Raw genomic sequence first — 13,260 nt, 5'->3', positions numbered from 1 at the left:
GGACCACACCGCGTGAACGGTGCCGGAACGGGGCGCGGCTTCCATCGGGCAGCGTAAGCCATGCCTCCGACAGCGGCGCAGGGGGTTTTCCGGCCTCCCGGCACACCCCCCTCATCGAGGGATTGACCGTGCCTGTACGGCGGGTCAGGATCTCGGACCAATCAGGCGTATTTCTCGACTACTTGGGTGGGAATCGAGATGAACAAGAGACTGATCAACAAGAAACTGACGAACAAGCGACTGGTGAACAAGAAACTGAGGAACCGTGGGGCCACGCTCCTCGCGGCCGGTGCGCTCGTGTGCGGAAGCTCCCTCACGCTCGGAGCGACCGACGCGGCGGCGGCCGGCTGGACCTTCGACAAGAGCGCGGTGTCCGCCAACGGAAGCTTCACCATCGCCGCGTACTACGACGGCACCTATGCGGGACTCATGGAGTGGAACGCCGACCCCATCGACGCGTCCAACATCCCGGGGGACGCCTTCCGGGTGCTGGACCGCCTCGCCGACGGGTGGGGCATGGAGGCCACGATGATCAGCCCGGTGACGGGGCGCGTCGCCACGACGCGCGGGCACGCGGCCGTCTACTACAGCCCCTGGAACACGGGCAATCTGACCGAGGGCACGGCGGTCTACATCCAGCTCTGCGCGGTCAAGGGCGACTACTCGGCATGCAGCCTCGCCTACAGCGGTCGCGCGTGAGCGCTCCCTGGACTGCTGCTCAGGGGCGGCGTACCTCGAAGTGGAGGCAGCCGTACTCCACGGCCCGTACGTGGACGAGCGCCACCTCGGGGTCCGCGAACGCCTCGTCGAGGGCCCGGTCGAACGCGGTGCCGGCGTCCTCGGGGATTTCGAGGAGGCGGCCTCCGGCGATGTGGCCCCGGGCGTCGTAGCGGCGCAGGGTGCGCAGGGCTCCCGGCCGGATGGCGGGGTATCCCGCCGGTTCGGCGGGCCCTGCGCACTCGTCGGCGTGGATGAACACCGGCCCCGCCTCGTCGTACGCGCCGGGCTCGGCCCCGGTCGCCGCCGCCCAGCGGCGCAGCGGCGCGTACGAGACGAGCGCGACCCGTTCGCCGGGCTCGATCCCGCGCAGACAGCAGCGCAGCGGACTGCCCACGGAGTCGATGGGGGCACCCTCCACGCCCGCGATGTACGGGCGCATCGGCTGCCCCGAGTCGTCCGTGTCGCGGAGTTCCTTGAGGGCGGAGGGGGTGATGGGGAGGGCGGAGTAGTGCGTCATGGTGCGAGTGTCGGTCGGGGGACGGCGGGTCTGCTGGCGGGATTCGGACGGGGAGTTCGGAGGGGGGTTCGGACGGGGGGTTCGGACGGGGGGTTCGGACGCGGAGTTCGTACCCGCCCTACCCGCCGTCCCGCTGTACCCGCCGTCCCGCTGTACCCGCCGTCCCGCTGTACCCGCCGTCCCGCCGTACCCGCCCTAGTCCCCGTACCCGCGTACCCGCCCCCCGTACCCGCTGTACCCGCCCGCCGTACCCGCCCGCCGTACCGCCCTACCCCCCCGGTCCCCGCTGTGGGCAGGCGTCCCGCACGGCGGGACGGGTGGGCACAGCCCGAGTCAAACGGTCACCCGGAGTCAAACGGTCACCGAGCCAAACCGTCACCCAATGCAAAGCACCAGTACGCAAAGCTGCGGCTTGGTCTTCTCCGGCGGAGTGGCGGTCTCCGGAGGCGCCGGCTGCGTACCACCCGCAGGGTCCGCGGCCGGAGGCGTCTGAGCCGGCGGAGCAACCCCACTGTCCGGCACCGTCTCCACCACACTCGGCGCGGTAACCACCGGCTTGGGAACGGCAGTCGCCAAAGACTGCCGATCCGCGGCCTCGGTCCGCACATCCCGCGGAGCCACACTCTGCTGCGGCGAAACACCGGACCGCTGCTTCGGAACCTCGGCGACACTCCGCTGACCGGACCCGGACCCGGACCCCGCACCGTCCGGCGCCCGATGACGCCCCTCGGGCCGCGCAGCGGGCGCACCGGACTGCTCGTCCGCCGTCTCCTCCTCGGCGACACCCATGCTCGTGACATCAGGACCGTCGTGCTCGGGCGCGGCACTGGCCTGCGCCTTGTCGGCGGCCCCCCGGTCCATCGCGGCGACGGTCAACCCGCCCCCGACGAGCGCGACGGCGGTGGCGACGACGGCCCGCCGCTGGTTCTTCTTCCACTGGGCCCGCTGCCGGCGCCGCGCCGCCCGCCCCTGCGGCAGCACGGCCGGGGCCTGCACATCACCGGACGGCTCGAACGGTTCACGCTCCCACTCGGCCAGGGACATGGGCGCCACCAGGGCCACGGCGGCACGGCCGTCGGCGGTGGGCGGAACGGCGTCCAGGACGGCGTCCGCGGCGGGGCGGGGTTCGCCGACCGGAGCGATGTCCGGGGCGTAGGCACCGCACCCGGGACACACCAGGGCGCCATTGAGATGTCGGCGACACGAGGAGCAGTAATCCATCTGCGGTCTTCCTGAGTTGACTTGCCGTCGAGCCGCAGAACCGCGGCCTCGTTCACGTTCGCACGTGGAATCGAGCGGCCAGTCACGTTAACGAGTAACCCGAAAGACTGTGTGCAGCCTGTGTGACACTCCTGCACGGATTCTCTGCAAGCCAGGCATGTCCGCCATACGGGCGACGGGACAAGTCCTAGTTCGTGGGCTCGTACCGGGATCCGTCGCGCAGCGGCAATGTGTCCGCCGGTACGAGGACCCGGAACAGCGCCTCCATCGGCGTGAACTTGGGGCGGGCGTCGTCCTCGATGCCGTCCTCGTCCCTGTAGTCGAAGAGGCGGTCCCAGGGCGGGGTGACGAAGGGGCGGATGCGCGGGCCCGGTGCGGCGGGGGAATCGGGGTGGTACTGCCAGACGGTGCCGAAGTGCCGGTTGTGCACCTCGCCCGTGTACCAGGCGGCGACGGGGAGCAGGTCGCCGTCCTCGTCCGCGCGGGCCTCCTCGTAGCTGCCGTAGGAGGCGCGGACGAGGTCTTCGAGCCGGTCGAGCGAGTCGGGCCGGAAGTCCCACACCCCCTCATGGCGCACCCGCCACCCCTCGAACGCACCCCGCTGCCGCTCCAGCCACGCCCTGAGCACCGGATTGTCGGACCTGAGCCCGTCCACCCGCCGCAGCTCTTCGAACTCCTCGTCGTCCAAGTCCATACGCCCGACCCTAACCACTCCCGGCTCGAACCTGTGGAGGTGCTGTGTACATGCCGAGTTGACCGGCGGCGCGCCGTGCCGTGCTCCGTGTCTTCCTCGTATCCCCGCCCCTAGGGTGATGGGCGCTCTGCGGCGCCACATCGCACACGGGGGCTCCTCGGCGCCGCAGGAGACCCGACCTTCCCGGGGCCCCAGGGGGAGCACGCATCGTGACATCACGCACCATCAAACCGGCCTTACGACAGGCCCGTTGGGGGACGCTGAGCCGTACCGCGACCGCCGTGGCCTGCGCCACCGTGCTGGGCCTGACCGCCCTGCCCGGCCTCACCGGCACGGCCGGCGCGGCGCCGGCCGCCAAGCCGCTCGACCCCGGCAAGCGCTGTGACGAGCTGTACGGCCTGGCCGAGGACCTGCAAGGCATCGTGGATCTCCCGGAGTACGACGCGTCCCGCGCCAAGTCGCAGTGGGACTCGTACGAGTACGTCAATCCGGGCAAGCAGTGGGACGGCCTGGAGGCGCCGACGGCGGAGAAGATCGCCGAGCTGGAGCAGCTAGACAAGCAGCCGCCGAAGTCCAAGCCCAAGGACCGGATCTGGTACTCGTGGCTCCAGGCCCGCAAGAGCAACCCGAACGCGTGGGGAGCCTTCGACGACTGGCGGGACGCCCGGTACATCAAGAACGCCGGGAACGACCCGCGCGGCAAGGCGTTCGAGCGGAAGGTGGTCAAGGACCACGGTCTGGTCGGCCCTGACTGGTGGTGCCAGAAGGAGGTCGAGTTCACCGACCGGGACGGCAAGACGTACCGCCGCAAGCTGGACGCGTACAACCCCAGGACCGGTCAGATCGTGGAGATCAAGTCCAACGGGAAGCCGGACCGGGACCAGATACCCAAGGACAAGGCGTGGGCGAAGGACCCGAAGTGGAAGGACACCCGCTTCAAGTACGTCTTCGCCGAGCCGCAGAAGGGCGAGGCGAAGAACTTCCTGCGGGACCTGCGGCAGCAGGCGCCGGGCCGGGTCACGGAGTACAACTACCGTTCCGACAAAGTCGAGTTGGCGCCGAAGGGCGGCTCGCGGGCGACGTCGAATCTGTTGCAGCCGCCCGGCCAGTCCGGCAGCAGCCGCGGTGGCGCCTCCGATCTGATCCGCGAGTCGCGGCCGAATCCGGAGTCGATGCGGCAGCAGTTGGAGCGGATCAGGGCGGCCGACCCGCGCGGGCTGAACCCCCGGGGTCCGGGCGGCGTGGACTTCACGACGCTCGAACTGCGGTACGTCGGCAAGCCGGTCAAGGGCAAGGGTGTGGACTACGCGTTCAGCGCCAAGGAGGACCCGGAGGAGAACTCCGGCTGGGGCGGGCAGGCGAAGTCCCAGCTCGTGTCGGACGCGTTCTTCACGTGGCTCGCGCTGACGCCGGAGAAGTTCTGGGTCAACCTCAACCCGGACCAGCCGGACAAGATCATGGACTCCGCGTTCGGCAAGACGGACGCGGGCCGGATCCTGCTGGAGGCCGACCTCGAAATGAAGCGTGATTACGCGGACGCGATGAACCCGACCAAGCGGCCCGAGGCCGACCGGTTCTGGAAGTCGATGCCGCGCAACGCGCAGGGCGTGCCGTGCTGGTTCCAGGTACGCAACTGGATCGAGCCGGACACCGCGCAGGTCCGCGAGCAGGACGGCGGCATCTACATCCTGGACACACCGTTGAAGGTGAAGTCCGAGTACATGAAGATCGACGCCGTACCGCCGGGCTCGTACCTGTGCGACTTCGACGAGACCCAGAAGAAGTGGGCCGAGCAGCAGGTCAACACGCTGATCATCCCCGAGGTCGAGAAGCGCATCAACAACGACCCGGAGTACGCGGATCTGCGCCGCGTCTACACCGCCCGCGTCGCGGCCGAGTGGATCCGCCAGCAGGACGCGGCGTCCCCGACGGACTACCACGCCCTGATCAACTCCAACAACGTCAGCCGGTGGCCGCTGCGCGGGGAGAACAAGGACTGGACGCGCGAGAAGACGTACCAGGCGTACCTGAAGTCCCTGAAGGACGGCGAGTCCCACTGGGAGCACGACGCCGGCGGTGGCCAGTACACCTACGGCGTCGGAGGCGTCGACTTCTCGAAGCAGCCGAAGCGCAACATCTCGGGGACCCGTTTCACCGCCGAACACCGCTATCTGCCCCGGCAGACGAAGACAGCGGTGAAGACCCTGACCGACAACGCGGAGACGGCGGGGCTGCTGGTCCTGGGCGGCAACACGGACTCGACGGACACGGATGACGGAGGCGGCACGAAACCGACGCCGACCCCGACACCGACCCCGACGAACCCGGGAACCCCGACCCCCACGGCCCCCGCGACCCCGGCCCCCACTCCTCCCTCGGGCGGCCACGAGCCCCCCGCGAAAGACCCGAACGGCGACCTGGCCCACACGGGCTCGGACACCCCGTTCGCCCTGATCACGGGCGTGGCGGCAGCGCTGGCGGCGGCGGGCGCGACGCTGGTGTGGTGGATCCGCCGCCGAAGGACGACGGAGGCATAGCAGCAACGCACCAACGCGGTGGCCCCTCGCCGGAAAGGCGGGGGGCCACCGCACGTTGAGGTGGTTACGCGGTGAGCAGGAGCACGCTGATCGTCAGCATCACCGCGGCGGTGGCTCCGTGGATGCCGTAGACGGCTGTCTTGGGGCCGTTGCTGCGCAGCACTATCAGTGCGTCGCCGAGGGGTGTGACGGTGGCGGCGAGCAGGAACCAGCCGAGCAGGTGGGGTGTCGCTCCCAGCAGCAGGACGAAGATGAAGAGCCCCGAGGCGATGTCGCGCACGGCCTTGACGGTCAGCCAGGCGTGGAAGGTGCGGTCGTCGGTGGGTGTGTCCGGGATGCCGAAGCCGACTGCGCCCTGCGGCGCACGGAAGGCGCTTACGCCGATGAAGATGATGCCGGCGCCGATCAGTCCGGCGAGCACGCTGGCGACGTTGGTGAGCATGGTTGTTTCCCCCTTGGTGACGGCGCCCCACTGCTGTTTTGTCTAGCGGCGCTAGTAGTGATAGCGAAGGTACTCTGCCCCCGGCAGGATGTCTAGCGTTGCTAGGGCGCGGCGCCGGTCGGTCCTGGCTGGACCGTGGCGGCGAGGGCCTGGGCGCCGAGACGGAGACAGCAGCGGGTTACGGCCCCGGCCGGTGGACGCTCCAGGGCCAGCGGGCATGATCGGTGACATGCGTGTTCTAGTGATCGGGGCGACCGGGACCGTCGGTCGGGCTGTTGTCGATGCGTTGGGGGACTCCCATGAGGTCGTGAAGGCCTCGCGAAGGGGGCCAGTGACTGTTGATCTGGAGGATGTCGCCTCTCTCGACGCCCTGTTCGGGCAGGTCGCGGATCTCGACGCGGTGGTGTGCTGTGCCGCCAGTGGGCCGCTGGTGGATCTGGCGTCCGCGACGGACGACGAGGTGGCCGCCGCGGTGCGCGGCAAGCTCTGGGGACAGGTCGCATTGGCCCGGCGCGCCCTGCGTCACCTGCGCGACGGCGGCTCCGTCACGCTGACCGGCGGCACCTTCCCCGGCCCGCTGGCCGGCGGATCGCTGGGAGCCCTCATCAACTCCGGCCTGGAGGGCTTCGTCGGCAACGCCGCCGACGAGCTGCCAAGGGGCCTGCGGATCAACCTCATCAGCCCCGGATGGATCAGAGAGACCCTGGAGAGCATGGGCGCGGACCCGGCCGACGGAACTCCGGTCTCCGAGGTGGCCCGCGCGTACGTGGAGGCAGTGGAGGGCAGCGCGCGGGGACGGATCGTACGTCCATAGCCGTTGGACGCAGGTGAACTCGCGCAGCCATATGGCTCACCCGTTCGAGCCAATCCCCTCGAACGAGGGACCGTCGGTCAACTCTTCTTGACGTGATCAAGAGAAATCTCCGACGTGCCGCGACGATTACCGCCGCACTCCTCCTGACGGCGCTCACCGCACCCACCACCACGGCCCACGCGCAGGATCGTTCCGCCGAGAGGTACGAGACGTACACCGTCCCGATGGCCGGTGCGGTCCACCTGCTGCCGCTCGCGGCCGAGGTGCGCGACGGCTATGTGCGGACGAAGTTCAAGCACTGGAACGCGGGCAAGAACCCCACGGACGGCTGCAACACCCGCGCGGAGGTGCTGATCTCCGAGGCGGTCGACGCGCCCGAAGTGCTGCCCGGCTGCAAGCTCTCGGGTGGGCGCTGGTGGTCGTACTACGACGACAAGTGGGTCACCCCCGCCAACGCGCTCGACGTCGACCACATGGTGCCGCTCGCCGAGGCGTGGGACTCCGGGGCGTCGGCGTGGACGGCGCAGCGGCGCGAGGCGTACGCCAATGACCTCGACGCCCCGACCTCGCTCGTCGCCGTCTCGGCGGCCTCCAACCGGGCCAAGGTCGACAAGGACCCGGCCGAGTGGCTGCCGCCGGCCACCGACGCGAGGTGCCGGTACACCTCGGAGTGGATCGGGACGAAACTCCGGTGGGGCCTGAGCGCGGACACCGTGGAGGTGGAGGCGCTGGGGCGGCTCGCGGAGGGGTGTCCGGGTACGACGGTGACGTACGAGCAGGCGCCGTAGAGCAGCCGTTGAATTGCGGGGCCGACTCGTAGGCGAGGGATTGACCACGGGCCATCGTGGACAGGGCACTCAACGACCCTGCAAGGAGGCCGCTTTGTCCGCGTACCGTGGTCTGATCCTCGATTTCGGCGGTGTGCTCACGACGCGCATGAGCCTCATCGGTGAAGCGTTTGAGCGGGCGGAAGGGCTGCGGCCCGGCGCCTACCTCCACGCGCTGGACGAACACCCGGAAGGCGTCGCCGTGTATGCGGCGCTGGAGGTCGGCGACGCCACGCAGGAGGAGTGGAACCGCGTCATCGGCGGCATCCTCGACATCGACCCGACGGACCTGATGCGCCGCGCCCTCGCCCACCTCCACCCGGAGCCGCAGATAGTCGAGGCGGCGCGGCGGGCGCGGGCGGCGGGTATCAAGGTGGCGATGCTCAGCAACTCGTTCGGCGTCGAGCCGTACAACCCGTACGAGGACAAGGGCCTGTGGACCGGCTTCTTCGACGCGGTGATCCTGTCGGAGCGGGAGGGCGTACGGAAGCCGTCGCCGCTGATCTACCGGCGCGCGCTGGAGGCCCTGGACCTGTCGGGCCCCGAGTGCGTCTTCGTGGACGACCGCGACGAGAACCTGCCCCCGGCCGAAGCGCTGGGCATCCGCACCCTGCACCACACAACGGACCCGACAGCCACGGCGACGTTCCTGAACGCCTTGCTCGCCGACCGCACCCCTGCCGGCCCGGACCGTTGACCAGGGACCGCCGGTCCCCGCAGTCCCGGTACCGACAGCGCTGCTCCGCCCCCCCGGTGAGAGTGAGCGCGCGCCGCCGGTTCTCCAGGGCGACGCCGCCGTGGTGGCGGATTCCGTACGTACGGGTGATCTCGTCCCCGTCACGGCGCCAACCGGGCGCCTCCCGCAGAGCCGCGTCGATCTCGTCCTCGGTCAGCGGCACGGGATTCTCGGCCACGCTCAGCTCCCCTCGGCCACGGCATCCAGGATCTCAAGGTGAGTAACCAACCCCCGCCGACTCCCTCCGTATTCAGGTGGATCGGGACTCGATCGCGCTCTCCTCGCTCGTCCCGGGCGATCCCAGAGCATGGTTCGGTTCGCCCGCACTGGCGGCCGTCGTAGTGGCATACGGGAAGAGGTAGTTGCGCTTGCGGGTCTCGTCCCTGTCCTACTTGCGCAGCGGGCCAACGGCGGGGTCGTGGCGTGGCTGAGGTGGTGGCGGGCAGGATCGGCGGCATGAGGATTCTTGTGCTGGGTGGGACGTGGTTTTTGGGGCGGGCGGTTGTTCGGGCGGGGCTGGGGCGTGGGTGGTCGGTGTCGGTGTTCAACCGGGGGCGGTCGGGGGTGGCGCCGGACGGGGTGCGTGAGATTCGCGGGGATCGCAGGGTGGCGGAAGACCTTGCGGCCCTCGCCGGTCACGGGCCGTGGGATGCCGTCATCGATACGTCGGCTTCGGAGCTGGCGCCGCGGGATGTGCTGGCGGGGGCCGAGGTGCTGGAGCCGGTGGCAGGTAGGTACGTGTATGTCTCCACGGTGAATGCGTATCGGGGGTGGCCGGACCAGCCGTTGACGGAGTCGTCGGAGGTTCTGGACGGGCCTGCTGACGCCGATGTGGATTACGGTCGTCTGCCGGCGAACTGGGACGGGCCGGATTGGTACTACGGCCGTCAGAAGGCGGGTGCGGAGCGGGCTTCGCTGGCGGCGTTCGGGGCCGGGCGGGTGTCGATTCTTCGGCCGGGGGTGATTCTGGGGCCGGGGGAGTATGTGGGGCGGCTTCCCTGGTGGCTGCGCAGGGTGGCGAAGGGTGGGGCGATCCTCGCTCCCGGTGACCCGGGGAGGCACATCCAGCCGGTGGATGTCAGGGATGTGGCCGCCTTTGCACTTGATCGGGCGGCTGCTTCGGGGGGTGGGGCGTTCAATGTCACGGCGCCGTTGGGGCGGGAGACGATGGGCGGGTTCCTGACCGCGTGTCTCGATGTGACGGGGACGGCCGGGCGGCTGGTGTGGGCGCCGGACGGTCTTCTGGTCGGGCAGGGTGTGCGGCAGTGGACGGAGTTGCCTCTGTGGCGTACGCACGCCGGGGTGTGGAGCGTCGATTCGGCTGGGGCGGAGGCGGCCGGGCTGCGGTGTCGCCCGTTGGCGGAGACGGTTGCCGCTACGTGGGAGTGGTTGCAGGGCGGGGGTACGGCGGTCCAGCATCCCCGGTGGGCCGAGCACGGCATTACGGGGGCGAGGGAAGAGGGGATCCTCGCGATGCTGAAGGGGTAGTCGTCAGGGGTCGGTGCGGGTGCGGGTGCGGGTTTGTGGGCTGTCGCTGTCGCGTCGATCGGCGGGTACGGAGGCGAGTGGTTTCAGTCGTCCAGAGCGCGGGCGCCGTGTGCCTCGGCGATGCCGTCGATACGGGTGGCCAGATCGAAGTCGGCCGTGGTGAGCCGGTTTCCGGCGTCGTGCGTCGTGATTCCGAAACGGACCCGGTCCCAGCGCAGGTCGATGTCGGCGTGGTGGCCGATGAGGCGTTCGATGTCGGCGACGTGGACGATCAGTGCGACGCCGCCGTGGTAGCGGATTCCGAACGTACGGGTGATCTCGTCGCCTTCACGGCGCCAACCGGGCACCTCCCGCAGCGCCGCGTCGATCTCGTCCCCGGTCAGCGGCACCGGATTCTCGGCCACGCTCAACTCCCTACGGTCACGGGCTCCAGGATCTCGGCGAGATCCCGGCCGACCTGGGCATCCTGCCACGGCCGCATCGCGCCCTGAAGAGTGACCAACTCCCGCCGCATCCGGGAAGATTGGGTCTCGATCGCGATGTCCGTGACCTTACGGGCGATCTCCAGGGCGTGGTCCGGTTCGCCCGCCGCAGCCGCCGCCGTAGCATGCCGGGCGAGGTACACGCCACGGTCCCTGCGCGCGGTCTCCGGGACGATGTCGAGTACCTGGTCCCACAGGGAGACGGCCTCGGCACCGAGCCTCAAGCGCCCATAGCACGTGGCCCGCTGCACCTCCAAGTAACCGGGCGTCCGGCGGCAGGCGTTGCCCCATGGCAGATCGTCATCGACCCGGGCGAGGGGTCCGTATGCCTGATCGATGAGGTGGTCCACCGCCGCCCGGTCACCGAGGAGGCTCGCGCCGTGTGCCTGCTGCTGAAGGGACATCACCCGCACCTTCGGCACCAGCCGATCAGCGTCATCCAGCGCGGCCTCGCACAGCTCCACGACCGCGGGCCCGTCGCCCAAGTCGGTACGGACCTGAGCCTGGTTGACGAGGGAGTACCCGATCAGGTGCGGATCCCGAGACCGCACCGCCACCTCTTGAGTGATGCCTCGCCAGAAGCTCGCGCCGTCCATGTCTCCGGCATCCTGGTACAGCCAGCCCACGAGCGCGGCGTATGCGGCACCGACACGAAGAAGCCCGCGCCGCGTCTCACCCTTGGCCGAGCGGGTCAGCTTGTCTATGAGCTGGTACTGCGCGGACACGGTGCCGATCAGATCATGTGGTCCGAGGAACATGTCGGCGCGGTAATGCCCCTCAAGTTGCTGTTGGAAGTAGTCGATGAGGGACGGATCGACGTGCTGCGGGGCTACTGGTCCAGCGACCAGCGCAGCGGCGGTTACGGACATGAAGGCTCTGCGCTGCATGTCGGCCTCTTCATGATGCTCAGGCCGGATCCAGCCCGGCGGAGTCGTGAACCCAAGATCCTCCGGCCAGCGGCCGAGAGCATCGTGAATGACGAGCGCGGTCTCCTCGGCCGGCCACCCCGGGCGGTCGCCCTCCCACCGGCGCCATGTCCGTGCGGACACGGTGAACTGTCGATCGTCGAGTAGCTGTTGTCCATGCTCGGTGATGGATGTGGCGGCTGCCTCCATGGTCCGCCATCCCTTGCGTAAGCGAGCAGCTCGCAGTGCGTCGTTGCGGCCCATGTGCCCAGTGTGAGGTGTCATCGTGCGCGCTCCCGGTCATGGCCGCTACGTGGCCACGCGTGGCCGACAGTTGGCCTGGTTTCTGTCCGACGTGCGGATCCATCATCCACCTGTGACTACGCAAAGTGCACGGGAAGTTACGGCTGGTGCTCTGCTCAGCGATTGGCTCACCAGGTGGGCGCGGGACCTGCCCCCATGCGAACGGGTGGCCGTGGCCGCGCTGATCGAGGAGGACGAGTTGCTGGCCCGCGAGTGGGTACGCCGTCTCCTGGTCGTGGAACACGGCGGCGCGTTGTCCTGTGACTGGTTGGGGTTCGAGTCCCGCTACACCCGGGTCCCGGGACCGACTCCGGCGGACAAGGCGTTCCTCGCCTTCATCGTCGCTGTTCGCTTCCCCCGCACCGTCCCGCTTTGGCCCGTCGAGTTGCTGGACGACCGCCGCCTCGGGATCGTGCTCCGCGCGCTCGCGGCGCTGGCCGGGTCCGACGCGATCACCGTCGGAACCCGCTCATGACCGGCCACACCACCTCCGAGGACGACAAGGCCACGCTGCTCCCGGAAGCCGCGACCCCGAACAGGGTGCCTCCCGCCTTCGGGTCCGTGATCGTGGACGCCGACAGGGACATGGTCGGAGTCTTCTGCGGCACGTCCGGGGACCGGTGGTCCCTGCGGCCCGTAACTGGCGGGGCCGAATGGACCGTTGACCCCGAGGACGTACGACCGTCCAGCCCCGAAGAACGATTACGTGCCGAGACCGCCCGTGCGAACGCCCGAAGCCGGGGCGAGTACCTGTGACCACCGCGACCCGCCGCGTATTCCGCTACGTCCGATGGACGTTACGACCCGACCAGGACGACGACGCCCCGCCGCACACGTACGCCTTCCGGTGCCTCGCCCTCACCGAAGACAACGGCAACGACATCGAGTGCGACGCCAAGTCACCTACGAGCACCGACCCCACCGAACCCCTGACCTGGGCGTTCGCCCACCTCCGCGACCACCCCGAGCACACCAGCTACGCCGAAGTCATCGAGCGTCCCTGGGTGATGTGGCGCCAGGGGCCCGTATGAACTGCGCCCCCGACCAGCCGAGTTACCGGTGCGAAGTCCACGCCGAAGGACCCGTCTACGGCACCGGACACACCGCCCACCACACCCTCGCCACCCACCACACCATCTCCCCGATACTCGCCATCCGCTGGCTCCGCAGCCAGGCCCTCCGTATCGCCGACCGCCTCGACCCCGACCCCGCCCACTCGCCGTGGGTGCAACCCACCATGCGCAAAGCCACCACCCCACCCGAACCCGACACCCCCACCCACCTCCGCACATGGGCCCACAACCCCACCCGCCAACAAGCGGCGCGCCTCCGCATCAAAGCCGGCCACCCCCTCCTCATCCTCATCCCGGACACCGACTGCTCCTACACCCTCACCGTCCAACCACCCCACCCCCCACTAGGACCAGCCATGCACCCCTGCCAAGCCACCACCCCCCTCACCCCCACCCCCCTCCTCTTCGCCATCCTCGCCGGACAAGGCCGCGTCCTCGGCAACGACCTCGCCCACACCCCCACCCACACCCACTGCGAACTCGCCCACGGACACCCCGGCC

General features: G+C 69.6%; 16 protein-coding genes. 10 read left to right on the top strand and 6 right to left on the bottom strand.

Annotation, left to right across the window (positions count from 1 at the left end; all coding sequences use genetic code 11):
• The first annotated feature begins 198 nt into the window (after window positions 1-198).
• Window positions 199-699, top strand: coding sequence for a hypothetical protein (locus ACIQNU_RS27775; protein ID WP_401371657.1), 501 nt, complete (start codon window positions 199-201; stop codon window positions 697-699).
• Window positions 700-718: 19 nt separating this feature from the next.
• On the opposite strand, the gene ACIQNU_RS27770 is transcribed toward ACIQNU_RS27775, so the two are convergent.
• The 3 genes from ACIQNU_RS27770 to ACIQNU_RS27760 form a co-directional block, all read right to left on the bottom strand.
• Window positions 719-1,237, bottom strand: a complete 519-nt coding sequence (locus ACIQNU_RS27770) for a DUF1203 domain-containing protein (protein ID WP_401371655.1) — start codon at window positions 1,235-1,237, stop codon at window positions 719-721.
• Between the two features lie 375 nt (window positions 1,238-1,612).
• The gene (locus ACIQNU_RS27765; RefSeq protein ID WP_401371654.1) at window positions 1,613-2,458 is read right to left on the bottom strand and encodes a hypothetical protein; all 846 of its coding nucleotides are present in this window, start codon (window positions 2,456-2,458) and stop codon (window positions 1,613-1,615) included.
• Window positions 2,459-2,645: 187 nt separating this feature from the next.
• Window positions 2,646-3,152, bottom strand: a complete 507-nt coding sequence (locus tag ACIQNU_RS27760; protein ID WP_401371652.1) for a hypothetical protein — start codon at window positions 3,150-3,152, stop codon at window positions 2,646-2,648.
• A gap of 209 nt (window positions 3,153-3,361) precedes the next feature.
• Between ACIQNU_RS27760 and ACIQNU_RS27755 the strand changes: the two genes are divergently transcribed.
• Window positions 3,362-5,689: a hypothetical protein gene (locus ACIQNU_RS27755; protein WP_401371650.1), complete on the top strand. Its 2,328-nt coding sequence runs from the start codon at window positions 3,362-3,364 to the stop codon at window positions 5,687-5,689.
• Window positions 5,690-5,753: 64 nt separating this feature from the next.
• Here the strand turns inward: ACIQNU_RS27755 and ACIQNU_RS27750 are convergent, their stop codons facing one another.
• Window positions 5,754-6,131, bottom strand: coding sequence for a DUF4267 domain-containing protein (locus ACIQNU_RS27750; RefSeq protein ID WP_401371648.1), 378 nt, complete (start codon window positions 6,129-6,131; stop codon window positions 5,754-5,756).
• A gap of 229 nt (window positions 6,132-6,360) precedes the next feature.
• Here ACIQNU_RS27750 and ACIQNU_RS27745 point away from each other — a divergent pair, with 229 nt between their 5' ends.
• The 4 genes from ACIQNU_RS27745 (at window position 6,361) to ACIQNU_RS27730 (ending at window position 9,996) form a co-directional block, all read left to right on the top strand.
• Complete coding sequence (locus ACIQNU_RS27745) at window positions 6,361-6,945, top strand: short chain dehydrogenase (RefSeq protein ID WP_401371646.1); 585 nt, start codon at window positions 6,361-6,363, stop codon at window positions 6,943-6,945.
• Between the two features lie 92 nt (window positions 6,946-7,037).
• Entirely contained in the window at window positions 7,038-7,733 is a 696-nt protein-coding gene (locus ACIQNU_RS27740) for an HNH endonuclease family protein (protein WP_401371644.1), read from the top strand.
• 94 nt (window positions 7,734-7,827) lie between these two features.
• Window positions 7,828-8,469, top strand: a complete 642-nt coding sequence (locus ACIQNU_RS27735; protein ID WP_401371642.1) for an HAD-IA family hydrolase — start codon at window positions 7,828-7,830, stop codon at window positions 8,467-8,469.
• Window positions 8,470-8,964: 495 nt separating this feature from the next.
• Entirely contained in the window at window positions 8,965-9,996 is a 1,032-nt protein-coding gene (locus ACIQNU_RS27730; RefSeq protein WP_401372061.1) for an NAD-dependent epimerase/dehydratase family protein, read from the top strand.
• 83 nt (window positions 9,997-10,079) lie between these two features.
• Here the strand turns inward: ACIQNU_RS27730 and ACIQNU_RS27725 are convergent, their stop codons facing one another.
• A complete protein-coding gene (locus ACIQNU_RS27725) occupies window positions 10,080-10,400 on the bottom strand; it encodes a 4a-hydroxytetrahydrobiopterin dehydratase (RefSeq protein ID WP_401371640.1) in 321 nt (106 codons plus the stop codon).
• 2 nt (window positions 10,401-10,402) lie between these two features.
• Window positions 10,403-11,647 carry a Twin-arginine translocation pathway signal gene (locus ACIQNU_RS27720; protein WP_401371638.1) on the bottom strand — a complete coding sequence of 415 codons (1,245 nt, stop codon included), beginning with the start codon at window positions 11,645-11,647 and terminating at the stop codon, window positions 10,403-10,405.
• Between the two features lie 211 nt (window positions 11,648-11,858).
• On the opposite strand from ACIQNU_RS27720, the gene ACIQNU_RS27715 reads away from it, so the two are divergent.
• From ACIQNU_RS27715 to ACIQNU_RS27700, 4 genes are all read left to right on the top strand, one after another.
• Complete coding sequence (locus ACIQNU_RS27715; RefSeq protein WP_401371636.1) at window positions 11,859-12,161, top strand: hypothetical protein; 303 nt, start codon at window positions 11,859-11,861, stop codon at window positions 12,159-12,161.
• A complete protein-coding gene (locus ACIQNU_RS27710) occupies window positions 12,158-12,442 on the top strand; it encodes a hypothetical protein (RefSeq protein WP_401371635.1) in 285 nt (94 codons plus the stop codon). The genes ACIQNU_RS27715 and ACIQNU_RS27710 overlap by 4 nt, the downstream gene beginning before the upstream one ends.
• Window positions 12,439-12,717 carry a hypothetical protein gene (locus ACIQNU_RS27705; RefSeq protein WP_401371633.1) on the top strand — a complete coding sequence of 93 codons (279 nt, stop codon included), beginning with the start codon at window positions 12,439-12,441 and terminating at the stop codon, window positions 12,715-12,717. Before ACIQNU_RS27710 ends, ACIQNU_RS27705 begins: the two co-directional genes overlap by 4 nt.
• Window positions 12,714-13,260: hypothetical protein (locus tag ACIQNU_RS27700; protein ID WP_401371632.1), on the top strand; the 547-nt coding region annotated here is incomplete at its 3' end. The genes ACIQNU_RS27705 and ACIQNU_RS27700, both read left to right, overlap by 4 nt.

This window comes from Streptomyces sp. NPDC091292, from assembly GCF_044757265.1.
GTDB lineage: Bacteria > Actinomycetota > Actinomycetes > Streptomycetales > Streptomycetaceae > Streptomyces.
This window is presented reverse-complemented; position numbering and strand designations above follow the sequence as displayed.